Annotated in this window: 21 protein-coding genes and 1 tRNA gene; 15 read left to right on the top strand and 7 right to left on the bottom strand. The window is 73.5% G+C overall.

What is annotated here, in order from left to right; genetic code table 11:
- Window positions 1–126: 126 nt before the first annotated feature.
- Entirely contained in the window at window positions 127–1,620 is a 1,494-nt protein-coding gene (locus tag BM242_RS05570) for a potassium/proton antiporter (RefSeq protein ID WP_093837528.1), read from the bottom strand.
- Window positions 1,621–1,926: 306 nt separating this feature from the next.
- On the opposite strand from BM242_RS05570, the gene BM242_RS05565 reads away from it, so the two are divergent.
- On the top strand, window positions 1,927–4,719 hold the full coding sequence (locus BM242_RS05565; RefSeq protein ID WP_093837527.1) for a penicillin acylase family protein: 2,793 nt from the start codon (window positions 1,927–1,929) through the stop codon (window positions 4,717–4,719).
- Between the two features lie 91 nt (window positions 4,720–4,810).
- Here BM242_RS05565 and BM242_RS05560 read toward each other — a convergent pair whose 3' ends face one another.
- Window positions 4,811–5,422, bottom strand: coding sequence for a 5-formyltetrahydrofolate cyclo-ligase (locus BM242_RS05560; RefSeq protein ID WP_093837526.1), 612 nt, complete (start codon window positions 5,420–5,422; stop codon window positions 4,811–4,813).
- Between the two features lie 119 nt (window positions 5,423–5,541).
- Between BM242_RS05560 and BM242_RS05555 the strand changes: the two genes are divergently transcribed.
- From BM242_RS05555 to BM242_RS05525, 7 genes are all read left to right on the top strand, one after another.
- Window positions 5,542–6,468, top strand: a complete 927-nt coding sequence (locus BM242_RS05555; RefSeq protein ID WP_093837525.1) for a UTP--glucose-1-phosphate uridylyltransferase — start codon at window positions 5,542–5,544, stop codon at window positions 6,466–6,468.
- Window positions 6,461–7,759, top strand: a complete 1,299-nt coding sequence (gene glp / locus BM242_RS05550; RefSeq protein WP_425443811.1) for a molybdotransferase-like divisome protein Glp — start codon at window positions 6,461–6,463, stop codon at window positions 7,757–7,759. Before BM242_RS05555 ends, glp begins: the two co-directional genes overlap by 8 nt.
- Window positions 7,760–7,840: 81 nt before the next feature.
- Window positions 7,841–8,320 (top strand): cyclic pyranopterin monophosphate synthase MoaC, encoded by a 480-nt coding sequence (gene moaC / locus BM242_RS05545; RefSeq protein WP_093837524.1) that lies wholly within the window; start codon window positions 7,841–7,843, stop codon window positions 8,318–8,320.
- Window positions 8,317–8,883, top strand: coding sequence for a MogA/MoaB family molybdenum cofactor biosynthesis protein (locus tag BM242_RS05540; RefSeq protein ID WP_093837523.1), 567 nt, complete (start codon window positions 8,317–8,319; stop codon window positions 8,881–8,883). Before moaC ends, BM242_RS05540 begins: the two co-directional genes overlap by 4 nt.
- On the top strand, window positions 8,880–9,515 hold the full coding sequence (locus BM242_RS05535) for a GNAT family N-acetyltransferase (protein WP_093837522.1): 636 nt from the start codon (window positions 8,880–8,882) through the stop codon (window positions 9,513–9,515). Before BM242_RS05540 ends, BM242_RS05535 begins: the two co-directional genes overlap by 4 nt.
- Before the next feature lie 128 nt (window positions 9,516–9,643).
- A complete protein-coding gene (gene sepX / locus BM242_RS05530; protein WP_093837830.1) occupies window positions 9,644–10,720 on the top strand; it encodes a divisome protein SepX/GlpR in 1,077 nt (358 codons plus the stop codon).
- Between the two features lie 62 nt (window positions 10,721–10,782).
- Window positions 10,783–10,856, top strand: a tRNA-Ala gene (locus BM242_RS05525).
- A 266-nt stretch (window positions 10,857–11,122) separates the two neighbouring features.
- Here the strand turns inward: BM242_RS05525 and BM242_RS05520 are convergent.
- From BM242_RS05520 to BM242_RS05505, 4 genes are all read right to left on the bottom strand, one after another.
- A complete protein-coding gene (locus BM242_RS05520; RefSeq protein WP_093837521.1) occupies window positions 11,123–11,797 on the bottom strand; it encodes a response regulator in 675 nt (224 codons plus the stop codon).
- Window positions 11,794–12,996 carry a sensor histidine kinase gene (locus tag BM242_RS05515; RefSeq protein WP_139238269.1) on the bottom strand — a complete coding sequence of 401 codons (1,203 nt, stop codon included), beginning with the start codon at window positions 12,994–12,996 and terminating at the stop codon, window positions 11,794–11,796. The genes BM242_RS05520 and BM242_RS05515 overlap by 4 nt, the downstream gene beginning before the upstream one ends.
- A 62-nt stretch (window positions 12,997–13,058) precedes the next feature.
- Window positions 13,059–13,895 (bottom strand): ABC transporter permease, encoded by an 837-nt coding sequence (locus BM242_RS05510; protein WP_093837519.1) that lies wholly within the window; start codon window positions 13,893–13,895, stop codon window positions 13,059–13,061.
- A complete protein-coding gene (locus tag BM242_RS05505) occupies window positions 13,895–14,836 on the bottom strand; it encodes an ATP-binding cassette domain-containing protein (protein WP_093837518.1) in 942 nt (313 codons plus the stop codon). Before BM242_RS05505 ends, BM242_RS05510 begins: the two co-directional genes overlap by 1 nt.
- A gap of 541 nt (window positions 14,837–15,377) precedes the next feature.
- On the opposite strand from BM242_RS05505, the gene BM242_RS05500 reads away from it, so the two are divergent.
- The gene (locus BM242_RS05500; RefSeq protein WP_107365087.1) at window positions 15,378–16,373 is read left to right on the top strand and encodes a helix-turn-helix domain-containing protein; all 996 of its coding nucleotides are present in this window, start codon (window positions 15,378–15,380) and stop codon (window positions 16,371–16,373) included.
- A gap of 16 nt (window positions 16,374–16,389) precedes the next feature.
- On the opposite strand, the gene BM242_RS05495 is transcribed toward BM242_RS05500, so the two are convergent.
- Window positions 16,390–18,309, bottom strand: coding sequence for an AfsR/SARP family transcriptional regulator (locus BM242_RS05495; protein ID WP_093837516.1), 1,920 nt, complete (start codon window positions 18,307–18,309; stop codon window positions 16,390–16,392).
- A 442-nt stretch (window positions 18,310–18,751) separates the two neighbouring features.
- On the opposite strand from BM242_RS05495, the gene BM242_RS05490 reads away from it, so the two are divergent.
- The 6 genes from BM242_RS05490 to BM242_RS05465 are packed head-to-tail and all read left to right on the top strand — an operon-like array spanning window position 18,752 to window position 25,669.
- Window positions 18,752–19,834 carry a radical SAM protein gene (locus BM242_RS05490; protein ID WP_093837515.1) on the top strand — a complete coding sequence of 361 codons (1,083 nt, stop codon included), beginning with the start codon at window positions 18,752–18,754 and terminating at the stop codon, window positions 19,832–19,834.
- Window positions 19,831–20,565: an iron-containing redox enzyme family protein gene (locus BM242_RS05485; protein WP_093837514.1), complete on the top strand. Its 735-nt coding sequence runs from the start codon at window positions 19,831–19,833 to the stop codon at window positions 20,563–20,565. The genes BM242_RS05490 and BM242_RS05485 overlap by 4 nt, the downstream gene beginning before the upstream one ends.
- Before the next feature lie 19 nt (window positions 20,566–20,584).
- On the top strand, window positions 20,585–20,878 hold the full coding sequence (locus tag BM242_RS31100) for an aroma-sacti cluster domain-containing protein (RefSeq protein WP_425443810.1): 294 nt from the start codon (window positions 20,585–20,587) through the stop codon (window positions 20,876–20,878).
- The gene (locus tag BM242_RS30735) at window positions 20,878–24,129 is read left to right on the top strand and encodes an adenylate/guanylate cyclase domain-containing protein (RefSeq protein WP_093837513.1); all 3,252 of its coding nucleotides are present in this window, start codon (window positions 20,878–20,880) and stop codon (window positions 24,127–24,129) included. The genes BM242_RS31100 and BM242_RS30735 overlap by 1 nt, the downstream gene beginning before the upstream one ends.
- Entirely contained in the window at window positions 24,126–25,025 is a 900-nt protein-coding gene (locus BM242_RS05470) for a S8 family peptidase (RefSeq protein WP_093837512.1), read from the top strand. Before BM242_RS30735 ends, BM242_RS05470 begins: the two co-directional genes overlap by 4 nt.
- A complete protein-coding gene (locus BM242_RS05465; RefSeq protein ID WP_093837511.1) occupies window positions 25,025–25,669 on the top strand; it encodes a GAF domain-containing protein in 645 nt (214 codons plus the stop codon). Before BM242_RS05470 ends, BM242_RS05465 begins: the two co-directional genes overlap by 1 nt.
- Window positions 25,670–25,741: the final 72 nt, after the last annotated feature.

Below are 25,741 nucleotides of genomic sequence, written 5' to 3'. Positions count from 1 at the left end.
GTCCCGAGACGCCCGGACGAAGGTCCGTATTCCGGCGCCCGGCGCATTCCCCGCATGCGCGGAGCGTGTGCGGGTGAGTGCGGGGCGTGTTCCCGCGGGCCGGGAGAAGCGCGCACGGCGGGCGCCTCAGCGCGACGCCGTTCCCGTCCGCCCCAGCCAGCCGGCCAGCTTGCCGCCCCGGCCCACCGCCAGCAGCCGCCGCTCCACCGCGTCCCGCACCGGATCGGTGGTCACCACCAGCAGCTCGTCCCCGCGCCGCAGCACGGTCACCGGCTCCGGCACAAAGCTCGCCCCGTCCCGCACCACCAGGGTCACCGCGGCCCCCGGCGGCAGCCGCAGCTCGGCCACCTCCACGCCGTGCATCCGGGAACCCTCCGGAATGGTCAGCGACAGCAGATGGGCGCGCAGCCGGTCCAGCGGCGCGGACTCGATGTCCAGATCGGTGGCCTGCTCGCCCTCCCGCAGCCTCAGCCGCCGGGCCAGCCAGGGCAGGGTCGGCCCCTGGAGCAGGGTGAACACCACCACCAGCACAAAGACGATGTTGAACACCCGGTCGCTGCCCGCCAGCCCGGACACCATCGGGATGGTGGCCAGCACGATCGGCACGGCACCGCGCAGCCCGGCCCAGGAGAGCAGCACCTGCTCCCGCAACGGGCGCCGGAACGGCAGCAGCGACAGCGTGACCGACAGCGGCCGGGCCACCAGGGTCAGCGCCAGCCCGATCACCACCGCCGGCCAGAAGTCCGCCACCAGCTCCGCCGGGTTCACCAGCAGGCCGAGCAGCACGAACAGCCCGATCTGCGCCACCCACGCCATGGCGTCGGCGAAACCGCGCAGGGCCGGCCGGTGCGGCAGCCGCGCGTTGCCCATCACCAGCGCGGCCACATACACCGCCAGGAAGCCGCTGCCCTGGGCCAGGGCGCCGGCCGCATAGGCCAGCACCGCCAGCGCCAGCACCGCGATCGGGTAGAGGCCGGCCGCGGGCAGCGCCACCTGCCGCAGCGCATACGCGCCCAGCCGGCCCACCACCAGCCCCACCGCCAGTCCGATGACCAGCTGGAGCAGCATCTCGGCGGGCAGCAGCAGCCAGCCGGCGACTCCGGCCTCCCCGCTGCCCAGCCCCTCCGCCGCCGAGAAGCCGACCACCAGCAGCACCACGGGCGCGTCGTTGAAGCCGGATTCCGCCTCCAGGGTGCTGCTCAGCCGGCGCGGCAGCGGCACCCTGCGCAGCACCGAGAAGACCGCGGCGGCGTCCGTGGACGACACCACCGCGCCCATCACCAGGGCGAGTTGCCAGTCCAGCCCGACCAGATAGTGCGCGGCGGCGGCGGTGACCGCCACGCTGACCGCCACGCCGAAGGTGGCCAGCACGGCGGCGGCGGGCACGGCGGGCCGGATGTGCCGCCAGTTGGTGCCCAGACCGCCCTCGGCCAGGATGACCACCAGTGCCGCATAGCCCAGCACCTGGGTGAGCTCGGCATCGCTGAACTCCACGCCCAGGCCGTCCTGGCCGATCAGCATGCCGATGCCCAGATAGAGCAGCAGGGTGGGCAGCCCGCTGCGGGAGGTCAGCCGCACCGCCGCCACGGCGACGAGCAGGACCAGGGCACCGGCGAACATCAGCTCGTTGAGGCGGTCGACGGTCAGGACGGTCCTCCCTTCCGGGCGTCCGGCTTGCGAACGGGCCGGCCCCCCGGGCCGCGGCGGGGCGGCCGGGGATGCGGAACGGCGCGGGGAACGCGCACCCGGCGGCCGGGCGACAGCCGAATTAGTTGGACGCTACATGCGGATGGATTCAGGCGCTTTACGGGAAATTTACCATCTTGTGGATCATGTCGTCGCCTTCCCCGCCTCCCCGTGGCGCCACCCGTCTGGCGGAGTGTCTAAGGTTGCTCCGAGTCCGACCGTCGCCCGCGAAGGACAGCGATGCCCGCGAAGAAGTCCCTGCGCCGCTTCCGCATCCTCGGAATCGTCGTTGTCCTGCTGCTGCTGGCCGGTTTCGGCTACGGCACCTGGTGGTCCGTCGCCACCGTACGGGCCTCGTTCCCGCAGCTCAGCGGCGAGGTCACGATGGACGGCCTGTCCGCGCCGGTGACCGTGGAGCGGGACGCGTACGGCATTCCCGCCCTGACCGGGGAAACCGCCGAGGACCTCTTCATGGCCCAGGGCTTCGTGCACGCCCAGGACCGGTTCTGGGAGATGGACGTGCGCCGTCATCTCACCGCCGGCCGGCTCTCCGAGATGTTCGGCGACTCCCAGGTCTCCACCGACATCTTTCTGCGCACCCTCGGCTGGCGCGACATCGCCCAGCGGGAGTACGACGAACTGCTCTCCGAGGACACCAAGCGCTATCTCCGGGCCTACGCGGACGGCGTGAACGCCTATCTGGCGGGCCGCAGCGGCAAGGAGATCTCCGTCGAATACGCCGCCCTCGGCTTCGTCAGCGACTACACCCCGGAGGAATGGGACCCGGTCGACTCCGTCGCCTGGCTCAAGGCCATGGCCTGGGACCTGCGCGGCAACATGGAGGACGAGATCGACCGGGCCCTGCTCCAGGGCCGGCTGAGCCAGGAGCAGATCGACGACCTCTACCCGCCCTACCCCTACGAGCGGAACCGCCCCATCGTGGACGGCGGCGAGATCACCGACGGCGCCTACCGGCCGAGCGGTGACACCACCGGCCTGGCCGACCTCACCGGGACCGGGGACGAGGACGGGACCGGGGAGGAGACCGGGACCGGGGACGCCGCCGGCGGCGGCGCGGCGGACGGCGGGACGGACGACGAGGGGGCGGGGGAGGCGCTGGACGGCGTCGCCACCCAGCTCGGCTCCCTCGCCGCCACCCTGGACGACATCCCCGCGCTGCTCGGCCCCTACGGCAGCGGCATCGGCTCCAACTCCTGGGTGATCTCCGGCGAGTACACCACCACCGGCCGGCCGCTGCTGGCCAACGACCCGCACCTGGGCCCGTCCATGCCCTCCATCTGGTACCAGATGGGCCTGCGCTGCGCCGAGGTCAGCGAGGAGTGCCCCTTCGACGTGGCCGGCTTCACCTTCTCCGGCATGCCGGGCGTGATCATCGGCCACAACTCCACGATCGCCTGGGGCCTGACCAACCTCGGCGCCGATGTCAGCGACCTCTATCTGGAGCGGCTGGACAACGGCCGCTATCTGCGGGACGGCGAGATGATCCCGTACCGCACCCGCACCGAGACCATCTCGGTGGCGGGCGGCGAACCGCGCGAGTTCACCGTCCGCTCCACCGAGAACGGGCCGATACTCTCCGACCGCAGCGACGAGCTCAGCAATGTCGGCGAGCACGCCCCGGTCGGCAGCACCGCCCCGGACCGCGGCCAGGGCTACGCCGTCTCGCTGCGCTGGACCGCCCTGGAGCCGTCCCGCACCATGGACGCCGTCTTCGCCCTCAATACGGCACAGAACTTCGACGACTTCCGGCAGGCCGCCCGGCTGTTCGCGGTGCCCTCGCAGAACCTGCTCTACGCCGACACCGAGGGCAACATCGGCTACCAGGCGCCCGGGCTGATCCCGGTCCGCGGCAAGGGCGACGGCCGGCTGCCCGCGCCCGGCTGGGACTCCGCCTACGACTGGACCGGCTACCTCCCGCAGGACGAGCTGCCCTGGGAGTACAACCCGGAGCGCGGCTACATCGTCACCGCCAACCAGGCCGTGGTGGACGACGGCTATCCGTATCTGCTGACCGACGACTGGTCCTACGGCACCCGCAGCCAGCGCATCGACGACCTGATCCAGACGGTGATCGCGGACGGCGGCAAGATCTCCATGGGGGACATGCGCTCCTTCCAGCTCGACAACAGCAACGAGATGGCCAAGGTGCTCACCCCCTACCTGCTGAAGGTGGACATCGACGACCCCTACATCCGCGAGGCCCAGCAGCTGCTGGAGGGCTGGGACTACACCCAGGACTCCGACTCCGCAGCCGCCGCCTACTACAACGCGGTCTGGCGGCACCTGCTGAAGCTGGCCTTCGGGCACAAGCTGCCCAAGGAGGTGCGGGTGGAGGGCCAGTGCCTGTGGGTCCGCCCGGCCGACGACTCGGCGCCGCTGGAGGACGAGGACGGGCGGCCGGTGCTGGAGCGCGAGTGCGGCGACCGCTCCCCGGAGACCGCACAGCCGGACGGCGGCGACCGCTGGTTCGAGGTGGTGCGCATCCTGCTGGAGCAGCCGGAGAGCGAGTGGTGGCACTCGCCCGCCAACCGCGACGACCCGGCCTCGGCCAACCGGGACGAGCTGCTGGCCAAGGCCATGAAGGACGCCCGCTGGGAGCTGACCTCGCTGCTCGGCAAGGACATCGACACCTGGAGCTGGGGGCGGCTGCACCAGCTCTCGCTGATCAACCCGACGCTGGGCGCGGAGGGGCCGGGGCCGGTGCGCTGGCTGCTCAACCGCGGGCCGTGGAATCTCTCCGGCGGCAAGGACGCGGTCAACGCCACCGGCTGGAACGCGGCCGGCGGCTACAAGGTGACCTGGGTGCCGTCCATGCGGATGATCGTCAGCCTGGCCGATTTCGACGACTCGGAGTGGATCAACCTCTCCGGCAACTCCGGCCACGCCTACCACGACAACTACACCGACCAGACCGGCAGGTGGGCCCGCGGCGAATACCTCCCCTGGGCCTGGACCGAGGAGGCCCTGGCCGGCACCACCGCACACACCCTCACCCTGACTCCCGGCGGCTGACTCCCGGCGGCTGACTCCCGGCGGCTGACTCCCGGCGGCTGACCCCGGCGCCCCGGCTCCGGCGCCCCGGCTCCGGGGCCGGCCGCCGGGGTCAGCGGAAACGGTGCACGCCGTACGGCGTGACGGCGGTGTGGACCCGGCGGTCGTGCGGCTCGTCCGGAAGGGCGCCGACCACCTCGTGGCCGTACACCAGCACCACCAGTGCCGGATCGGAGCCCGCCGCCGCCAGCCGGGCCAGCGCCCGGTCGTATGAACCGCCGCCGCGGCCCATCCGCACCCCGCGCCGGTCCACCGCCAGCCCCGGCAGCAGCACCACCTCCGCCTCGCGCACCGCGTCCGGCCCCAGCCGCCGCCCGCCCGGCTCCAGCAGCCGCATCCGCCCGGGCTGCGCGGGATGCTCCGACTCCGCCAGTGCCGGCCGGCCGGCGTACTCCGCCCAGTCCAGGTCGTCGTCGGCCAGCAGCACCGGCAGCAGCACCCGGGTGCCGCGCCCGCGCAGCGCGTCCAGCAGCTGCCCGGTGCCCGGCTCGTGCCCGACCGAGACATAGGCGGCCACCGTCCGGGCGTCCGCCACCTCGGGCAGGGTCAGCGCGTGGTGCGCCAGGCCCCGGGCCGCCTGCTCCAGCTCGTCGTCCGCCATCGCGGCCCGCACCGCCAGCAGATCCCTGCGGACGGCTCGTTTCCGTGCGCCGATGTCACTCACACTGCCCAAGTCTCCCGCGGTTCCTTTCCTGACTGCCGACCGTTTCCGACTGTTCCCGCCACAAGCGCCTCCGGATCGGTACGCTGTGTGAGCAGCCTAAACGGATATAAGGTGACCACATGACCTCTCGTCCCCGGAGCTCTGCTCCCCGGATCAACAAGGCAGTGATTCCCGCCGCCGGCCTCGGTACGCGATTCCTGCCCGCCACCAAGGCCACGCCCAAGGAAATGCTGCCGGTGGTGGACAAGCCGGCCATCCAGTATGTGGTGGAAGAGGCCACCAGCGCGGGCCTGACGGACGTCCTGATGATCACGGGCCGGAACAAGCGTCCGCTGGAGGACCACTTCGACCGCAATTACGAGCTCGAAGAGGCGCTCCAGCGCAAGGGGGACGCCGAGCGGCTGGCCGCCGTCCAGGAGTCCAGCGCCCTGGCCGCCATCCACTACGTGCGCCAGGGCGACCCCAAGGGCCTGGGCCACGCCGTGCTGTGCGCCGCCCCGCACGTGGGCGGCGAGGCCTTCGCCGTCCTCCTCGGCGACGACCTGATCGACCCCCGGGACCCGCTGCTGACCACCATGGCCCGCATCCGCGAGGAGCACGGCGGCTCGGTGGTCGCGCTGCTGGAGGTGGACCCGTCCCAGATCCACCTCTACGGCAGCGCCGCCGTGCAGACCACCGGCGAGAAGGACGTGGTCCGGGTCACCGGCCTGGTGGAGAAGCCCGCCCCGGCCGACGCGCCCAGCAACTACGCGGTGATCGGCCGCTACCTGCTGGACCCGGCCGTCTTCGACGTGCTGCGGCAGACCCCGCCCGGCCGCGGCGGCGAGATCCAGCTCACCGACGCCCTGCAGACCCTGGCGGCCGACCCGGCCATCGGCGGCCCGGTGCACGGCGTGGTCTTCCGCGGGCGCCGCTACGACACCGGTGACCGCGGCGACTATCTGCGCGCCATCGTCAAGCTGGCCTGCGAGCGCTCCGATCTCGGCCCCGACTTCCGTGACTGGCTGGTCAAGTACGTCAACGGGGAGATGCAGGAGATTGGCTGACCTGACGTCCGTCGACGACCACCTGGCGGACATCCTGGGGGCCATGCGCCCGCTGGACGCGATCGAGCTGAACCTGGCGGACGCCCACGGCTGCGTGCTGACCGAGGACGTCCTGGTCCCGCAGGCGCTGCCGCCGTTCGACAACAGCTCGATGGACGGCTACGCGGTGCGCCTCGCCGATGTCGAGGGCGCGTCCGAGGCGTATCCGGCCGTGCTCCGGGTGGTCGGCGACGTGGCGGCGGGCAGCGGCGCCCCGCCCGTGGTCCGGCCCGGCGAGGCCGCCCGGATCATGACCGGTGCCCCGGTGCCGCCGGGCGCCGAGGCGGTGGTCCCGGTGGAGTGGACGGACGGCGGCAGCGGCGGCGGCCCGGCCGAGTCCATGGCCCCGCACAGCTCCCGCCCGGAGGGCGCGGGCGGCGAGGTGCGGGTGCACCGCACCCCCGCGCCCGGCGCGCACATCCGCCGCCGCGGCAGTGATGTGGGCGCCGGCGCGGTGGCGCTGCCCGCGGGCAGCGTGCTGGGCGCGCCCCAGCTCGGGCTGCTCGCCGCCATCGGCCGCCCCGCAGTGCGGGTGCGGCCCCGCCCCCGGGTGGTGGTGATCTCCACCGGCAGCGAGCTCACCCAGCCCGGCGACCCGCTGCGTCCGGGCCGGATCTACGACGCCAACGGCTTTCTGCTCGCCGCCGCGGCCCGGGAGGCGGGCGCCGACGCCTACCGGGTGGCGGCGGTGGCCGACGACGCGGGCACCCTGCGGGCCACCCTGGAGGACCAGCTCGTCCGCGCCGACCTCATCGTCACCAGCGGCGGGGTCAGCGTCGGCGCCTATGACGTGGTCAAGGAGGCACTGGCCGATCTGGACGGCAGCCCCGGCCGGGTGGAGTTCCGCCGGCTGGCCATGCAGCCGGGCAAGCCGCAGGGCTTCGGCCTGGTCGGCCCGGACCGCATCCCGCTGCTCGCCCTCCCGGGCAACCCCGTCTCCGCCTATGTCTCCTTCGAGATCTTCGTCCGGCCCGCGCTGCGCGCCATGGCCGGTCACCGCCGGCTGCACCGGCCGCGGACCCGGGCCAGGCTGGCGGCCGGGGCTCCGCTGCCCTCGCCCGCCGGGCGGCGCCAGTTCCTGCGGGGCCTGCACGACCCGGCCGGCGGCACGGTCCGGCCGGTGGGCGGGGCCGGCTCCCATCTGATCGCGGCCCTGGCCCAGGCCGACTGCCTGCTGACCGTCCCGGAGGACGTCACCGAGGTGGCCCCCGGCACCGAACTTGAGGTCGTCCTGCTCGCCCCCGCGGACTGACGGCCCCCGGCCGCCCCGGCGGTCCCGGCCGCTTCCCGCACCCGGGCGGTCCGCGAGGTCCTGGCGGTACGCTCACTCCTCATGAGCAGCTCACACCTGACGCATCTGGACGACTCCGGCGCCGCCCGGATGGTCGATGTGTCGGCGAAGGAGATCACCGCCCGCACCGCGCGGGCCAGCGGGCGGGTACTGGTGTCGCCGCGCGTGGTGGACCTGCTGCGCGGCGAGGGCGTGCCCAAGGGTGACGCGCTGGCCGTCGCCCGCATCGCCGGGATCATGGGCGCCAAGCGCACCCCCGACCTGGTGCCGCTGTGCCACCCGCTCGCCCTCTCCGGCGTCGATGTCGGTCTCTCCCTCGCCCCCGATGCCGTCCTGATCACCGCCACCGTCCGCACCGCCGACCGCACCGGCGTGGAGATGGAGGCCCTGACCGCGGTCTCGGTCGCCGCCCTCACCGTGGTGGACATGGTCAAGGCGGTGGACAAGGGCGCGGTGATCAGCGACATCCGGGTCGAGGAGAAGACCGGGGGCACCTCGGGCGACTGGAGCCGGAGCTCATGACCGGCGCCACGGCCGGCGGCGTGGGCGCCGCCGGCGCCCCCGCCGCGCCGCCGCCCTACCGGGCACTGGCCGTCACCGCCTCCAACCGCGCCTCGGCCGGGGTCTACGCCGACACCGGCGGCCCGCTGCTGGCCGACGGGCTGCGCCGGATGGGCTTCGCCGCCGACGGACCGCAGGTGGTGCCGGACGGCGAGCCGGTCGAGGCCGCGCTGCGGGCCGCGGTCGCGGCCGGCTACGACGTGGTGCTCACCACCGGCGGCACCGGTCTGACGCCCACCGACCGCACCCCGGAGATGACCCGCCGGGTGCTGGACTTCGAGATCCCGGGGATCGCCGAGGCGATCCGGGCCGCCGGGATGGCCAAGGTGCCCACCGCCGCGCTCTCGCGCGGGCTGGCCGGGGTGGCCGGAGGTACGCTGATCGTGAACCTGCCCGGTTCCGCGGGCGGGGTGCGCGACGGTCTGGCCGTCCTGGAGCCGCTGCTGCTCCACGCCGTGCAGCAGATCCACGGCGGGGATCATCCGCGCATACCGCCGCCCCCCGAGACGCGAGATACCCCATGAATGCCCACTGGCCCGTCGAACTGGCGGACGGCGATGTCATGCTCCGTCCGATACGCCAGCGCGACCACCGCGCATGGATGGAGGTCAACCGGCGCAACCGCGAGTGGCTGCGGCCCTGGGAGGCGACCCTGCCACCGCCGACGCCGGGCCATCTGCCCGCGCGCCGGCCGACGTTCCGCCAGATGGTGCGCCATCTGCGCGGGGAGGCCGGGGCCGGCCGGATGCTCCCCTTTGTCGTGGAATACCGGGGGCGGCTGGTCGGGCAGCTCACCGTCTCCGGAATCACCTGGGGTTCGATGTGCGCGGGCCACATCGGCTACTGGATCGACCGGGCGGTGGCCGGGCGCGGGGTGATGCCGACCGGCGTGGCGCTGGTCACCGACCACTGCTTCTTCACGCTGGGGCTGCACCGCCTGGAGATCTGCGTGCGCCCGGAAAACCTGCCCAGCCGCCGGGTGGCGGAGAAACTCGGTTACCGGGAAGAAGGCGTCCGGCCCCGCTACCTGCATATCGACGGTGCCTGGCGGGACCATCTGGTCTATGCCCTCACCGCCGAGGAGGTCCCGAACGGCCTGCTGACGCGCTGGCATGCGCTGCGTTCGTCCCCGCCGTCGCCGTCCCTGACCGAATAAAACAAACATTCGAATTTCCGGGATTCCTTGATAACGATCCGACGAAATGACCGGCGATACGCCTCGATCGTGCAACACACCGCGCAATGTGGCAGATGCCGAAGCGCAAACCCCTCTACCGTGTGACCGTGAACAGCAGTGGCCTCATCTTCGCAATGATCGTCGGGGCTTGGGCCGCGTATCTCGTTCCCATGTGGCTCCGCCGCCAGGACGAGCTCAACGACGCACGCCCGACGGAACGCTTCAGCACCGCGAAGCGGGTGCTCTCCGGGAGGGTACTGACCGAGCGGCGGCGCAAGCGTGCCGTGGAAGCCGTGGAAGCCGTGGAAGCCGTGGAACCCGTGAAAGAGGTCACCGCTGAGACGGCGGAGGGGATGCCGGCCGGCGAGAACGGCGAGGAGGCCGCGGTCGACCTGCGCGCCTACGCCCGGCCCGTCGGCCCCGCCGATCCCTCACCCCCCTCGCCCCCCGCGCCCGCACCCTCGCCGGCGCCCGCTGCCGCCGCCGCCCGCGCCAAGGTCCTGGCACGCCGGCGCCGCACCACCATGGTGCTGCTGCTCGCCTTCGCCCTCGGCGGGCTGCTGACCGCCGCCCAGGGGCGGGCCTTCCTCTGGCTCCCCGCCCTCTTCGCGGTCCTGCTCAGCAACTACATCATTCATGTCCGGCGCCAGGAGCGGCGCCGGCTGGCGCATGTCCAGGACCGCCGGCAGGCCGAGGAGGCCGCCCGGCGGCTGCGCGACCGCGAGCGCAGCCGCGGCCCCGTCGCGCCCCGCGCGGCGGCCGAGGACCCCGCCCCGGCCCGCCCGGCGGTCCCCGCCCCGGACCGGACCGCGGAGCGGGACCGGGACCGGGACCGGGAGCGCCCGCCGGCCGTGGCCGACGGGCGCCGCGCCGTGGTGGAGCAGACCGACCACGCCGAGTGGGTCGACCAGCAGCGCCGCAAGACGCTCCCGGAGGGGCCGGAGGGCTGGGAACCCGCCCCCGTCCCGCTGCCCACCTATGTCAGCGCCCCGGTCGCCCCCCGCCACACCCGGGGCGTCGACCTGGACGCCCCGGGCACCTGGAGCGCCGCCCGCTCCAGCGCCTCCGCCCCGCGCGAGGAGCGTCCCGTCCGCGAGGAGCGCGACCCGCGCGGCCCCCGCCGCACCCCGCTCTTCGACCAGTACGCCGAGGACGACCGCCGCCCCCGCGCCGCCGGCGAGTAACCGATTTCGGCCCGCCCCGCCCGGGGTGCTACAGTTTCCAGCGTCCTCAAGGACATCCACACGGGCCTGTAGCGCAGCCTGGTAGCGCATCTCGTTCGCAACGAGGGGGTCAGGGGTTCAAATCCCCTCAGGTCCACACAGGACCGTTCACGAATCCAGGCACGAACGGTTGACGAGATCCCGTCCGATCACTCCAATCGGACGGGATCTCGGCGTTTGATGGGCCGAAACGTTCACGCCTGGGCGCTTCAGTGAGGCGGGCTGAGGCGCCTGGATGAGTGATTCCAAGGGGTCTCGGCTGGTTGCGGGTCCGCGACCGACGCGGCGAAGGCGTCCAAGATCGGCGTTGCCAACCCGACGTCGACCCTTGGAGGCGTCTCGCCGGTTGTCAGTCATCGCGGGTCAGGGGTGCCGGCCGGGCTGGATGAGCCCACCTTCGTAGGCGAGGACCACAAGTTGGGCGCGGTCGCGCACGCCGAGTTTCATCATGGCCCGGTTGACGTGGGTCTTGACGGTGAGAGGTGAGAGGTGGAGGCGTTCGGCGATGTCGTCGTTGCTGAGTCCAGTTGCAACGAGCGTCGTGAGTTCGCGCTCGCGTGCGGTGAGGCTGCTGAACCGTTCGGATTCGGTCGTCGGGAGGGGCCGCTCGTGGTGGCGGAGCTGGGCCAGGAGACCGCTCGTCGCTCGCGGGGAGAGCAGTGCCTCACCGGAGGCGACGATGCGGATCGCGTCGAGGAGTTCAGCGGGGCCGACGCCTTTGCCGAGGAACCCGCTGGCTCCGGCCTGGACGGCGCGGATCACGAGGTCGTCGATCTCGAAGGTGGTGAGGATGACGACACGGACGCCGGCCATGTCGTCGTCCGTCGTGATAGCTCGTGTCGCCGCGATGCCGTCCATGTCGGGCATGCGGATATCCATCAGCACGATGTCGGCCCGGCTCGACCGGGCTTGCGTCACGGCTTCGGCGCCGGTTGCCGCTTCGGCGACGACGGTGAGATCGGGAGCGGAGTCGATGAGGGCTTTGAAGCCCGCACGGATAAGCGCCTGGTCGTCGGCGAGCAGCACGCGGATCGTCATGGTTCGGCCTGCTCGGTGCGGAGGGTGGCATGGACGCGGAACTGGCCGTCGGCGGTTGGCCCGATCTCGATCGTGCCGCCGACGGCGGCGGCCCTCTCTCGCATGCCGACGGTGCCGTGTCCTCGTCGCGTTCCGGTCGGTCGGTCGGTGTCGATGTCGTTGAGGATCTCGATGCGCAGCGCATCGCGTTCGTAGGTGAGTCGCAGGGTGGCTCGCTGATGGCGGCCGTAGCGATGGGCGTTGGTCAGGGATTCCTGGATGATCCGGTAGGCGGCGAGGCCGATCGTCGGCGCCACCGGTCGAGGCGCGCCGGCCGTGTGCCATTCGATCTCGAGGCCGACCTTGGCGAAGTCGGCGATGAGGCGTCGCAGGTCGTCGAGGGTGGGGAGAGGGTCTGTCGTCGAGGCCGCTTCGTCGGGCCGGCGGATCACGCTGAGGATGCTGCTCAGCTCGTCGAGCACGCTTGCGGCTCCGCGACGGACGTGCGTGAGAGCTTCCTGCGCACCGGTCGGATTGTCCCGTAGGAGGTGTGCGGCGACCCCAGCTTGGACGTTGATCACTGCGATGTGGTGAGCCATCACGTCGTGCAGCTCGCGAGCGATACGCATGCGCTCCTCGATCACTCGCCGCCTGGCCTCCTCCTCGAGCGCATGCTCTGCGCGTTCGGCGCGATCTCGAAGCGCTGTCGCTCTCTCCTGCCGTGCCAGGGTGTATGCCCGCCTGCTGCGCACGGCGTCGCCTGCCGCTGTGGCGACACCGGCCCAGGCGATCAGCTCCAAATTCTCGCCGTCGTACCACGGGCCCGGTGATGTGATCGCCGCCGTCACGTACAGCGCAGCTGCCGTCACAGCGCCGGCCGTCCAGGCGGTCCTGCGGCCCGACGTCGACGCCACGGTGTACAGGACGATGATCGCTGCGACCCGGAGCACACCTGGGCCATCGTCAGGGATCAGCGACCACACGGCGGCGATCACAGCGACCACCAACACCGTCAGCGGGGCGCGCCGGCGCAGCAGGATCAGCGCCGCTGCGCCGGCGCACGTTACGAAGTCGACCGCATCGAGGCTGGCGCCGACGTCGCCGGCGTCGACCACCTCGTGGGTCAGGCCCCCAGCGCAGACACTGGCGGCGATCGCCAGATCGGCGACGACAGGGCGCAGTGCCGGCCACGAGCGGTCGACGCCCGGGACTTTGGACAAGGCAGACACCCGTAGGACCTGTGCGTTGGTGCGATGTGGAGCACATCGCAGGCCGACGATGCTCACGCGTCCCGGCGCTTGAGGGCGATCGTGCCTGCGGCGAGCAGAACCCCGATCCAGCCGATCAGCACGAGCAGAGCAGTGCCCGGTGACATATCGCCCGAATACCTGACGACCGTCATCAGCGTCTGTCCCGCTTCGGCCGGTAGGTACTCGGAGGCACGGCCCCACACCCCGCCCAGCGTCTCGAACAGCACCGGCACGACGAACAAGATCGCGACCAGGATACCTATCGCTGTCGCGGTGTGCCGCATCAACGCGCCGAAGCCAACGCCCATCACCGCGATCACGGTCGGGAACAACGCCGCCGCAAGCACCGCTCGGAGCACACCCGGGTCGGACAGCGACGCCGACGGCCCGCCTCCGCCATAGACGGCCTGTCCGACGAAGAACGCCACCAACAGCGACGCCACCATCGTGGCGAACGCAGCAGCAGCGACGACGATCACCTTGGCCCACAACACCGGCACCCGCCGGGGCACTGCGGTGAGCGTCGTGCGGATCAGACCCGTCGAGTACTCCGACGTCATGACCAGCGCGCCCATGACGCCGAGCACGAGCTGGGCGAGCGTCGCCCCGAACAGACTGTTGCCTGCGGGGTCGTAGATCGTCTCGTCTTCGGCAGTAATGGGGACGCCATTGCTGAGCATCGACACCAGCACACCGGTGGCAATGACGGCACAGGCGGTCAGGCCCAGCGTGACGATCGTCGAGCGGACAGATCGCAGCTTGATCCACTCCGATCGGATGACCCGGGGAAGGGTGACCTTGCGGGCCTGCACGTCGTCGGCCGGCGGCGATGCAGCCAGTGAGACCGGTCTTGTTGTGGTGGTGTTCATCACGAGCTCTCCAGTTCGTGCGTGTTGTTGGTGGAATCGGTGGCGCCGTGGTACTCCACGGCGTCCTCGGTGAGACCGATGAAGATGTCCTCCAACGAGGCTCGTGCGGGTGTCAGCTCCTGAAGCTGCAGTTGCGCCGACCACGCTCGAGCACCGATCTCGTCCGCATCCATACCGACGACGTCGAACAGGTCGTCGCCGCGGATCACGATGTCGGTGGCGTCGCGTCCGAGCAGATCACGAAGCCGGCCGGCGTGCGGCGACCGCACACGGACGCTGGAAGGCTTGGTCATCGCGGTGAGCTCGGAGCCCGACATATCGGCGATCAAACGTCCCCGGCCGACGATGATGAAGTGCTCGGCCGTGAGCGCCATCTCGCTCATCAGGTGCGAAGACACGAGAACCGTGCGTCCCTCGTCTGCCAGCGACTTGAGCAGCTTGCGGATCCACAGGATTCCCTCCGGATCGAGGCCGTTCACCGGCTCGTCCAGCATCACCGTGTGCGGATCGCCGAGCAGAGCGGACGCGATGCCGAGGCGTTGGCCCATGCCGAGTGAGAAGCCGCCGCTGCGGCGATCGGCCACCTCGCTCAAGCCCACAAGGTCGAGCACCTCGGCGACGCGGCGCTTCGAGATGCCTGTGGTAGCGGCAAGCGCCAACAGGTGATCGCGGGCAGAGCGGGCCGGGTGGGTGCCCTTCGCGTCGAGCAGCGCCCCGATCTCGCGGAGTGGCGCCCGATGCTCCTCGAACGGTCGGCCATTCACCAGCGCCCGCCCCACGGTGGGCCTGTCGAGCCCGAGGATCACGCGCATCGTCGTCGACTTCCCCGCGCCGTTGGGACCGAGGAAGCCGGTGACTACACCGGGTCTGACGGTGAAGCTCAGGTCATCGACGGCGACGTGCGAGCCGTAGCGTTTCGTGAGGTTGGTGACTTCGATCATCTTGTCGGTGCTCCTCGCAGGGGTGGCTGTGCACGTCCCATCGTCCGCAGCACAACTGCGCCTGTCGTCGTCTCTGCGCAGGCGCTCGCGGCTACTGCGTCCGCAGTAGCCGCGAGCTCGGCAACGTCGATCGAGCACGTGAGGTGCACGAACGGTTGACGAGATCCCGTCCGATCACTCCGTTCGGCCGCCGCTGCCGCGCTGCTGGACATTCGGCGATGGGGCAATGTGCCACACCCGCATGTGACAGCCAGTTGCCTCCGCATGCCAGCCGCGTCCGCGTGCCGGGCGGGGACGCCTCCTCCCCGGCGGTGCTGGGAGGTGGTCTTCACAGGCTCTTCACCGGCGTCTACCCTTTCGTAGGCCCGCCTCGTACTTCCGTGCGGAAATGCTGACCGAGAGCCGAGCGCCACCGCGCCACGCTGGAGCAGACATGGACGACAACGGGACCGGCGCCGGCGCTTCGCCGCGGTTGTCAGCGCCCGCGGTACCGGCGGCGGCAGCCTTGCCGGAGGAGGATCCGCAGGGTGCGGGGGGCGGGGTGCCGCGGCTGTCCGAGAACGATGTGCGGCTCTTCCAGTGGGTCTGCCGGCACGGGGAACTGGACTCCGGACGCGTTACCGGCGCGGTGGGGCTGAGCGAGACCGAGCTGTCGGAGTCCCTGGCCGCCCTGTCCGCACTCTGCCTGGTGCGGCGGCTGGGGCACGATCCCGCCCGGTATGTTCCGGTGGCGCCCGAGGTGGCCATCGCCGCGCTGGTCACCCCGCACGAGGAGGTACTGCGCCGCCGGCTGGCGGACACCGAGCGGCTGCGCCACGAGATCGGCCTGCTGGCACCGCTCTACGCCGAGGGCCGCAGGCACCAGCGGGTGCATGAGCCGCTGCTGGAGGTCACCCAGCTGGAGACGGTGGTCGGGCTGATCACCGACACCGCGGCGCGCTGCCGCCGGGAGGTGCGCACCTGCCAGCCCGGCGGCGGCCGGTCGCCGCATGTGCTGGAGCAGGCGTACGCCCGGGACCTGGACATGCTGCGCCGCGGTGTGCGGATGCGCACCCTCTACCAGCACACCGCCCGGCACCATCGGCCCACCCAGGAGTATGTGCGGCGGATGAGCGAGCACGGTGCCGAAGTACGCACGCTCAGCGAGCTGTTCGGGCGCATGATCGCCTTTGACAGCGAGATCGTCTTCATTCCGCACCGGGACGACCCGGACGCCGCGGTGGTCATCCACGATCCGTCGACCGTCGCGTATCTGTGCGCGGCCTTCGACCATGCCTGGTCGCTGGCCGAGCCCTATCACCCGGCGTGGAGCGAGAGCCCGGCGCGGGAGGAGGTGAAGATGGCGATTGTGCGGCTGCTGGCGCAGGGGATGAAGGACGAGGTGGTGGCCCGTCGGCTGGGCATGTCGCTGCGCACCTGCCGCAAGCACATCGCCGAGATGATGGAGCAGCTTGGTGCCTACAGCAGATTCCAGGCCGGCTATCTGGCCCGGGTGCAGCTGTCGGAGCCGCCGGCCGCCCCCGGGGCCGCGCCCTGAGCGCCGCTCTCGCGGCTCAGCCGGGGCCGGCTTGTTCGCGGGCGAACAGCAGCGTGAGCCGGGGCAGTTCGTACCGCTCAAGGCCGGCTGTGCCGTGTGCGGTCACCTCCGCCTCCGCCGCATCGGGGCCGGGGCCGGTCTCCGGCGGTGCCAGGACACAGGACTCGATCAGCGCGTCCAGGGCGCGGGCCGCCTCCCGCTCACCCAGGCCCAGCACCCGGCTCGCGTCCGCCAGTGTGAATACCGGCCCGCCCAGGGCGCCGAGCCCGCGCAGTACCGCCTGCTCCCCGGCCGGCAGGCCGCCCCAGGCGTCGGCCAGCCGGGCGCGGACGCTGAGCCCGCCCGCGGCCAGCTCGTCCAGCGCCTCCCCGGGGTGCTCCAGCCGCTCCGCGTACCGGCTCAGCGGCAGATGGCGCAGCACCGCGAGCCGGTTGCCGGCCACCCGCACGGCCAGCGGCAGCCCGCCGGTGGCCGTGACGATCCGGGCCGCCGAGCCCGGGTCGGCCGCGAGCCGCGCCGGGCCGGTGATCCGGCCCAGCAGCTCCAGTGCCTCGTCCCGTCCGAACGGCGCGAGTTCGATCCGCCGGGCCGGCTCCAGGCCCGGCAGCCGGCCGCGCGCGGTGACCAGCGCGGCGCTTGCCCCGGCGTCCGGCAGCAGCGGCCGGACGGCCGCCTCGTCCGGCGCGGAGTCCAGTACGAGCAGCACCCGGCGGTCGGCCAGCCAGGCCCGCCAGGCCGCCGCGGCCTCCTCCCGGTCCCCGGAGAGCGGCTCGGTGCAGCCCAGCGCCCGGGACAGCTCGCCGAGCACCGAGGTCCACGGCCGTGCCGAGCCGTCCTCGGTGCGCAGCCGGGCCGCCGCCCGGCCGTCCGGGAAACGTTCCGCCAGATGGTGTGCGGCGTGCACCGCCAGTGTGGTCTTGCCCACCCCCGCAGGCCCGGCCAGCACCACCGGACCGCCCCCGGTGCGCTGCAGCGCCGAGCGCAGCCCGGCCAGCGGACCGGCCCGGCCGGTGAAGTCGTCCAGGGCGGGCGGAAGCCGGCAGGGCCCGGCGCGGCCGTCCCGGGACGGCCGCGCTCCCGGGGCGGGGGCCGGTGCCGGGTCCGGGGGGGTGTCGTCGAGCAGTGCCCGGTAGGCCCGCTCCAGGGCCGCGCCCGGGGCCAGCCCGAGTTCGCGGGCCAGCAGCCGGCGGCAGTCGTCGTACGCGGCCAGCGCCTCCGAGCGGCGTCCGCACCGGTGCAGCGCGGTGAGCTGGATGACCCGCAGCCGTTCGCGCAGCGGGTGGCGGGTCACCATCTCGCCGGCCGTCTCGGCCACGGCGGCGGGTTCCCCGGCCTCCAGCCGGGCCTCGGCCCAGGACTCGTAGACCGCGAGGCGGCGGGCGCGCAGCCGGTCCGCGGCGTCGCGCAGGGCCGCGGCGCGCGGCGCGAGCCCGGCGAAGGGCTCACCGCGCCACAGGCCGAGCGCTTGCTCCAGCAGCCGCGCGGCCCGGCCCGCGGTGCCGCGTGCGGACTCCGCGCGGCCGGCCCGGGCCAGTTCCTCGAAGAGCAGTGCGTCGCACTCGGTGGCCGCGAGCCGCAGCACATAGCCGCCGGGGCCGTGCCGCAGCCGGCCGTTCCCGCCGTCCGGGCGGTCCGGGCGGTCCGGGCCGCCGAGCACCTTGCGCAGGGCTGAGGCGTAGACCTGGAGGTTCTTGCGCGCGGTGCGGGGCGGCTCGCCGTCCCACACCACCTCCGTCAGGGTGTCCACGGAGACGGGCGCGTTGGGGCGGGTCAGCAGTGCCGCGAGAAAGAGCTGCTGCTTCAGCGGCCCCAGCGCAAGCGGTGCGCCCCGCCGGATGACCGTGAGGGGCCCGAGCAGGGAGAACCACAGGTCCGCCGCTCTGCTTTGGGTGTCCGCGCCGTCGTTGTCCGGGACTGTTCCCGCGCTGTGGTCCATTGCCGGGAAGCGGATTTCCTGCACGGGCTTCAACGCCCTCCCCAGCCGGTGTCGTCGGTTCGGAGAGCTGCTCGGCGGGATACTCGGGAAGAAACTGCGACAGCGCGGTGAACGCGGTTCATGTACGCCTCCGGAACGCGGTTGCGAATTCTTCGGCATTCCCGGGAAAGCACCGGTACTTTCAGCATGCCCAGGACCGTCAATCACGGCCAAGGGCAGCAGAGATGCATCAAGCTGCATGCAGTAAGAGACCCGGGGGACGAAGCCGTCATATGGTGAGGAATATCTGCATACAGGGCGAGAGTTCTGTGTCGCCGGCCGGAACCGGAATATGGCGGAACACAACCGGCCGCCAACCGCCCCCGAACCGCCGCGTTGCAGGCTGTCGCCGGAGATTGCGGACCGACGGGTACGGGGGACCGGCGAACGGCGGAGGTGAACCATGCGCCTGGGCGACCTCATTGCGCTCCGTCCCGAACCGGCGGCCGGACTGCTGGCCACGCTCACCAGGCGCTGCCCGCTGTCCTGCGCCCACTGCTCCACCTCCTCCGGCCCGCGCGGGGAGGACACGCCCGCGGCGGCCCTGCTCCGGTTCGCCGGCGGCTTCACCCCCGCCGGCCGGCCCGAGGTGATGATGCTCACCGGCGGCGAGCCGCTGCTGCGCCCGGCACTGGTGCGCGAACTCGCCGCGCTCGTCCGCCCGGCCGGCACCCGCACCGCGCTGCTGAGCGGCATGTTCTTCGCCCGCGACGGCCGGATCCCGCGGCCGGTCATGCGTGCCGTGGCCGCCGTGGACCATTTCTCGGCGAGCATCGACATATTCCACGAACGCGAGATACCGCGCCGCGACACCTTTCGCGCACTGCACCGGATCATGGACGCCGGACTGCCGGTGAGTATTCACGCCACCGGATCGGGACCGGATGATCCGTATCTCGCCGGACTCATCGCCGCGGTCTCGGACGAATTCACCGGCCGGGTGCCCATGCTGGTGAATACCGTGCGGCCGGCGGGCCGGGCCGCGGCATGGGCCGCCCCGGCCCATGCCGCGCGCCTGCGCCCGCCGCCGGCCGGCCCGGCGCCGTGCGCCATGGCCGCCTGGCCGGTCATCGCCTTCGACGGCACCGTCGTGGCCTGCTGCAATCAGCGCGCCGTGGACCGCCGGCCGGTCCCGGCGCATCTGCGGCTGGGCCATATCGCGGACGACACCTGGCCGGACATCCGCCGCCGCTGTGTGGAGTCCGGGGTGCTGCGGATGATCCGGACCGCCGGACCGGCCCGTCTCCTCGCCCCGTTCGCCGCCCCGCCGTCCCCCGGCGGTGCCTGCGCCGCCTGCCACGCCCTGGCCGGCCGGCCCGACGCGCTGGCCGCCGCCCGGCGCGACGGCACCCGCCCCGCCGCCGCGCTGCTCGACCGGGAGAGCGCCCGGCTGCAGCGCGCCGCCGGCCCGGCCGCCCTGCTGCGCCGCTACGGCTGCGCCCCCTACGCCCATCTGGTCCAGTCACCCCACGGAGCCGCCCCATGACCGACACCGGCACCGGCGCCGGCCCCGGCACCGCCGCGCCGGGGCCGGCGAGCGCCGCCCTGCGCGCCAAGCTGGCCCTGGCCGAGCCCGTGCTGCACCGCGCCACCGCCCGCCTCTGGCGGCCCGGAGCCGGGCTGACCGCCCGCTACACCCGCTATCTGGGCGCCATGTACCACGTGATCCGCGCCTCGGTACCGCTGATGGAACTGGCCGCCCTGCGCTGCGCCGCGCTCGCCGCCGACCCGGTCGCCGCCCCGCTCGCCCGTTACCTGCACCACCACATCGACGAGGAGCGCGGCCATGACGACTGGCTGCTCGCCGATGCCGCCGCGGCCGGCGCCGACCCCGGCGGCATCGCCGGGGACACCCCGCCGGCCGCCGTGGCCCGGCTGGTGGGTGCCCAGTACTACTGGATCGAGTACCACCATCCGGTCACCCTGCTCGGCTACATCGCGGTCCTGGAGGGCAACGCCCCCGCGCCGTGGCTGGCCGGCCGGCTGGCCCGCGAGACCGGGCTGCCGGACGCCGCCTTCGGCACCGTGCGCCGTCACGCCGACCTGGACGGCGGCCACCGCGACGACCTGGACCGGCTGCTCGACCGGCTGCCGCTGACCGTCCGGCAGCGCACCGCGGTGGCGGTCAGCGCGCTGCACACCGTGGACGCCGTCGCCGAACTCTTCCGTCAGCTCGCCGCCGCCGGCGCCCGCCCGGCCCCGGCGGCCATCCACTGAACCGCAGGAGGACCAGATCATGAGGAACGGCAGCGGAGACGGGCAACGTGCGGGACACGAGGCACATGAGAAGCATGAGAAGCATGAGAAGCGTGACAAGCGTGAGGCGCGGGACGGGCGGGGCGGTGATCCGCTGGCGGCGCTGGAGCGCGCGGGCTTTCCCCTCCACGCCCTGCCGGAGGAGCAGCTCCAGGTCTTCCGGGAGCTGAGCCCGGCCGAGGTGGCACTGCTGCTGGACCTGAAGGAACGCCTGGACGCCGCCGAACCCGAGGTGATGGCACACCAGGAGATCGCCGGAGGAGCGTTGTTCTGATGTCTCCGCCGTCCCGGCCGGCCCCGTGCCCCTCGTGCGCCGAACCACCGCCCGCCCAAGCCGCGTTCTGCCCGCGCTGCGGCACCCCCTGCGCCGCGCCGCCCGGAGGCGGGGCCCCGGAGGAACGCCGCGTCGTCACCGTCGTCTTCTGCGACCTGGTGGGCTCCACCGCCCTGGCCGGGCGGCTCGACCCCGAGGCCCTGCGCGCCGTCACCCTGCGGTACTTCACCCTGATGCGGGACCGCATCGAGGCGCATGGCGGCACCGTGGAGAAGTACATCGGGGACGCCGTGATGGCGGTCTTCGGCGTGCCCGTCCGGCACGAGGACGACGCCCGCCGGGCTCTGGCCGCCGCCCTGGACATGGTGGCCGGCCTGGAAACCCTCAACACCGGCCTCGGCCGGGACTACGGGGTCCGGCTCGGGGTGCGGATCGGGGTCAACACCGGGGAGGTGGTGGCCGGCACCGACCCGGCCGCCCGCCAGGCCCTGGTCACCGGCGAGGTGGTCAATGTCGCCGCCCGGCTGGAGCAGCAGGCCGCCGCCGGCGAGATCCTGATCGGTCCCGCCACCGCGCTGGCGGCCGGGCCCGCCGCCGTGACCGAGGACGTCGGCGAGCTGGCCCTGCGCGGCAAGCGCGACCCGGTACCGGCCCGCCGGCTGCTGGATCTGCACGCGGACGACCCGGAACGGACCCGCCGCTTCGACACCCCCTTCGTCGGCCGGGAGCCGGAACTGGCGCAGCTCGGGCTGCTGCTGGACCGGCTGGCCGCCGAGCCGCGCTCGCACCTCGTCACCGTCTACGGCGAGGCCGGCGCCGGCAAGACCCGGCTGCTGCGCGAATGGCTGGGGGGCCGGGCCGGCGCCGCCGCGGCCGTGCACGGCGCGGGCCGCTGCCGCCCCTACGGCGAGCACGGCAGTCTGGCACCGCTCGCCGACGCCGTCGGCCAGGCCCTGGCCGGGGCCGGGCCCGGCCCGTTCGCCGCGCTCACCGGCGGCGAGCGCGCCGAGGCCGACGCCGCCCGGACCCTGCTGCGCCGGGGCCTGCTGGCGGACGGCACCCCCAGTCCGTCCCCGGACGACACCTGTCTGGCGCTGCACGTCCTGCTGTCCGTGCTGGCCCGGCACCGGCCGCTGGTGCTGGTCCTGGACGACGTGCACTGGGCCACCGCCGAACTGCTGGAGATGACCGGCCGGCTGCTGGACGAACTCGACGACGCGGCCGTCGCCGTGGTCTGCGCCGCCCGGCCGGAGCTGCTGGAACGCCACCCGGGCTGGGGCAGCGGCCGGCTCCGGTCGCTCTCCCTGACCCTCGGCGGCCTGGCCCGGCACGAGGCCGCCGCCCTGGCCGCCGCCATGACGGGAGGCCCGGCCGACGGCCCGGCCGAGGTCACCGCCCATGCGCGCCGGGCCGCCGCCGCTCCCGCCCGGGCCCCGGATCAGGTGCTGGCGGACGCGCTGGAGCGGGCCGAGGGCAATCCGCTCCATCTGGAACATCTGCTGGAACATCTGCTGGCCATGTCCGCCGGCGCGCCCGCCGGCCGGGCCCCGGCCGCCACGGGCCTGCCGCCCACCCTGCAGGGACTGCTCGGGGCCCGCATCGACGCCCTCGACCCGGAGGAGCGCACCCTGCTCCAGCTGGCCGCGGTGCTGGGCCGCGAGTTCGGCCGCACCGAGCTGGCCGCCCTGGCCGTAACCGAGACGGAACCCGCAGCGGCCGACCCCGCGGCGGACTGTGCGGGGCTGCTGCGCCGGCTGGTCAGACGCCGGATGCTGGAGCCCGTCCGCCGCACCCTGACCGCCGACCCCGGGCTCCGCTTCGGCAGCGGACTGGTCCAGGAAGCCGCCTACGACGGCATGGCCAAGGCCGTGCGGGCGCGCCGCCACCTGAAGGCCGCCGAGGTGCTGTCCGCCCAGGGCGCCCCCGACGCGGCCGTGGGCCCGCATCTGGCCCGCGCCCACCACTACCGCACCCAGCTCGGCGGGCCGGGCGGCACCGACCCGGCCGGCCGGGACCTGCGGGACCGCGCCGCCCGGACCCTGCTGCGGGCGGGGGCCGCCGCCCAGGCCAGGTCCGACCTGCCCTGGGCCGCGGACCTGCTGGCCCGGGCCCGGGAGCTGTGCGTCCCGGCCGACCCGTTCGCCGCCGAGGCGGCCCGCCGCCTCGGCGAGGTCCGGGCCGCCGCCGGGGCCGCCGAGGAGGGCCGCGCCCTGCTCACCGAGGCGCTCCGCACCGCCCGGGCGGCCGGTGACGGACTCGGCGCGGCCCACGCCGAACTGGCCCTGGCCGCCCTCGACCCCCGGCACGGATCGGCCGCGGACGCCGCCCGCCGCGCCCTGCCGCTGTTCACGGCGGCCGGCGACGATCAGGGCATCGCCCGCGCCTGCGTCCGCACCGCCCAGGAGCGGCAGCGCCGGGGACGTCACGCCGAGGCCGAGTCCCTGCTGCACCGGGCGCTGACCCACGCCGCCCGCGCCGACGCCGAACCGGAACGCGCCATGGCGCTGGGCGCGGTGGGCATCTCGCTGTGGCGCGGCCCCACCCCCGTGCCCGAGGCGGTGGCCCGCTGCCGGGAGCTGCTGGACGGACACGGCACCGGGCGGCCCACCGTACGGGCCGTGCTCGGCTGTCCGCTCGCCGTTCTTCTCGCGCTCCAGGAACGCTGGACCGAGGCCCGCGAGCGGCTGGCCGAGGCGGAGAAACTGGCCCGGGGCCTCGGCTACGCCGAAGCCGCTGTCTTCGTCCCGCTGTTCGCCGCCGAGATCGAGTCGCTGGCGGGCCGCACCGGCCAGGTGCCGGCGCTGCTGGACGCCGCCGGCCGCGCCTGCCGGGAACTCGGCGACACCGGAACCCCGGCCGCCATCGAACGGCTGCGTGCCCGCACGCTGCTGGAGGACGCCGACGGCTCCGCGGCCCTGGACCTGCCCGACCCACGCGAGGCCGGTCTGCCCCCGGCCGAGTCCGCGGACGCCGACGGGCTGCGGGCCCGCGCCCACGCCCTGGCCGGGCGGACCGGCCGCGCCCTCGAACTGGCCGGCCGCGCGGCCGAAGCCGCGGAGAGCACCGATTCCCCCGTGGTGCGCGGCACGGCCGCCCTCGATCTGGCCCGCACCCTGCACGCCCTGGACCGCCCCCGGCAGGCCGCCGACGCCGCTGCCGCCGCCCGGCGGCACTTCGCCGCCAAGGGGCACCGGCCCGGACAGGCCCGGGCCGCGGCATTCCCCGACCCGCCCCCGGAGGTGATGTCATGAGCAGCGCCACGGCCCGGCTCACCTGGAGCCTCGGTGACCGCCCGCCCGACCGGCTCGCCCCGGGGGACGGCGGCAGCCATGAGGTGGTGCCGGACCCCTGGGCCTGGTCGCACGGCGCCGGGGTGCGGGTCTGCGTGGTGGACACCGGTGTCGAGGACGGCCACCGCTCCATCGGCCGTATCCAGGGCGCATACGAGGTGGTGCGGGACGGGACCGGCGAGCTGACCGTCCGGGAGACCGACGGCGGGGACGCCTGCGGCCACGGCACCGCCTGCGCCGGACTCATCCGGCGGGTGGCGCCCGAGTGCGAGCTGTACAGCGTGCGGGTGCTGGGCAAGGGCTTCACCGGCACCGGGGCCGCGCTGCTCACCGGCCTGCGATGGGCGGTGGAGCAGGGCTTCCCGGTGGTGAACCTCAGCCTGTCCACCACCCGCCGGCAGTTTCTGGAGGCGCTGCGCTCGCTGGCCGACCAGGCGTACTTCGACCGGGTCACGCTGGTCGCCTCGGCGCACAACTCCCCGGTGGAGAGCTACCCCTGGCGGTTCTCCTCGGTAATTTCGGTCGGCAGCCACCGGGAGGACGATCCCGGCCTTTTCCTCTACAACCCCGATCCGCCGGTGGAATTCTTCGCGCCCGGCCAGAACGTCTATGTGGCCTGGCTGAACGGAACCTGCATCCGCACCACCGGAAACAGTTTTGCCACCCCGTTCATCAGCGGGCTGTGCGCCCGGCTGCTCGGCAGTCACCCCGGCCTGACCCCTTTCCAGGTGAAGAACGCGCTCTATCTCGCGGCGGCGAATGTCCGCACCGCCGCCGCGGCAGCCGGAGAACCCGCCGGAGAACCCGTCGGCGAATCAGTCGGTACATCAGTCGGTGACGCAGACAGAGGTGAATGATGAGTCAGTCGAACGGCCTGACCCGGCCGCCGGACCCCTTCCGGCAGCCCTCCGGTGCCGAGGGCGGGGACGCGGAGTCCGCCCTGCTCCAGTCCGTGGTGGACACGGCCCGCGCCATCTTCGGGGCCCGGGCCGGCTCGGTCCTGCTGCACGACGAAGCGGCCGGCGAGCTGGTCTTCCAGGCGGTGTCCGGACAGGGGGAGGACTTCCTGGTGGGCTCCCGCTTCCCCGCGGACCGCGGCCTGGCCGGCTGGGTGCTGGTCTCCGGGGAGCCGATGATCGCCGACGACCTGCGCCATCAGGGCATGTTCGCCCGTGATGTGGCCGAGTCCACCGGATACGTGCCGGACGCCCTGATGGCCGCGCCGCTGGCGCACGGCGACCGGGTTCTCGGCGTGCTGGAGGTGCTGGACCCCGTCGAGCAGTCCCGCTCCAGCCTCTCCGAGCTGGACCTGCTGGCTCTCTTCGCCCGGCAGGCCGCCGCCGCCCTGTATGTGGTGACCGACCGGCGCGAACAGCGCGAGAGGTACGAGCACGCGGCCGTCCGGGCACATACCGCCGCCGTCCTGGACCCGGCCGGCCGCGCCCGCGGCCTGGAACTCGTCAACGCCCTCCGGGAACTGCTGGATTCTCCCGGCTCCTGACCGGAACACCGGCCGAACCATTTCCATACCGGAGCTTTCCCGTACGCCAACCGCCCCCGCCTACCTTGTTCT

Origin of the sequence: Streptomyces aidingensis (assembly GCF_900112355.1) — a bacterium.
In the GTDB taxonomy this organism is placed as follows: domain Bacteria; phylum Actinomycetota; class Actinomycetes; order Streptomycetales; family Streptomycetaceae; genus Streptomyces; species Streptomyces aidingensis.
This window is presented reverse-complemented; position numbering and strand designations above follow the sequence as displayed.

What these genes read in the sequence shown, in the direction of transcription:
- BM242_RS05570 (WP_093837528.1), bottom strand. Translation starts at nt 1,620, where the DNA reads ATGTTCGCCGGTGCCCTGGTCCTGCTCGTCGCCGTGGCGGCGGTGCGG.
- BM242_RS05565 (WP_093837527.1), top strand. Translation starts at nt 1,927, where the DNA reads ATGCCCGCGAAGAAGTCCCTGCGCCGCTTCCGCATCCTCGGAATCGTC.
- BM242_RS05555 (WP_093837525.1), top strand. Translation starts at nt 5,542, where the DNA reads ATGACCTCTCGTCCCCGGAGCTCTGCTCCCCGGATCAACAAGGCAGTG.
- moaC (WP_093837524.1), top strand. Translation starts at nt 7,841, where the DNA reads ATGAGCAGCTCACACCTGACGCATCTGGACGACTCCGGCGCCGCCCGG.
- BM242_RS05540 (WP_093837523.1), top strand. Translation starts at nt 8,317, where the DNA reads ATGACCGGCGCCACGGCCGGCGGCGTGGGCGCCGCCGGCGCCCCCGCC.
- BM242_RS05535 (WP_093837522.1), top strand. Translation starts at nt 8,880, where the DNA reads ATGAATGCCCACTGGCCCGTCGAACTGGCGGACGGCGATGTCATGCTC.
- BM242_RS05520 (WP_093837521.1), bottom strand. Translation starts at nt 11,797, where the DNA reads ATGACGATCCGCGTGCTGCTCGCCGACGACCAGGCGCTTATCCGTGCG.
- BM242_RS05510 (WP_093837519.1), bottom strand. Translation starts at nt 13,895, where the DNA reads ATGAACACCACCACAACAAGACCGGTCTCACTGGCTGCATCGCCGCCG.
- BM242_RS05505 (WP_093837518.1), bottom strand. Translation starts at nt 14,836, where the DNA reads ATGATCGAAGTCACCAACCTCACGAAACGCTACGGCTCGCACGTCGCC.
- BM242_RS05495 (WP_093837516.1), bottom strand. Translation starts at nt 18,309, where the DNA reads ATGGACCACAGCGCGGGAACAGTCCCGGACAACGACGGCGCGGACACC.
- BM242_RS05490 (WP_093837515.1), top strand. Translation starts at nt 18,752, where the DNA reads ATGCGCCTGGGCGACCTCATTGCGCTCCGTCCCGAACCGGCGGCCGGA.
- BM242_RS05485 (WP_093837514.1), top strand. Translation starts at nt 19,831, where the DNA reads ATGACCGACACCGGCACCGGCGCCGGCCCCGGCACCGCCGCGCCGGGG.
- BM242_RS31100 (WP_425443810.1), top strand. Translation starts at nt 20,585, where the DNA reads ATGAGGAACGGCAGCGGAGACGGGCAACGTGCGGGACACGAGGCACAT.
- BM242_RS30735 (WP_093837513.1), top strand. Translation starts at nt 20,878, where the DNA reads ATGTCTCCGCCGTCCCGGCCGGCCCCGTGCCCCTCGTGCGCCGAACCA.
- BM242_RS05470 (WP_093837512.1), top strand. Translation starts at nt 24,126, where the DNA reads ATGAGCAGCGCCACGGCCCGGCTCACCTGGAGCCTCGGTGACCGCCCG.
- BM242_RS05465 (WP_093837511.1), top strand. Translation starts at nt 25,025, where the DNA reads ATGAGTCAGTCGAACGGCCTGACCCGGCCGCCGGACCCCTTCCGGCAG.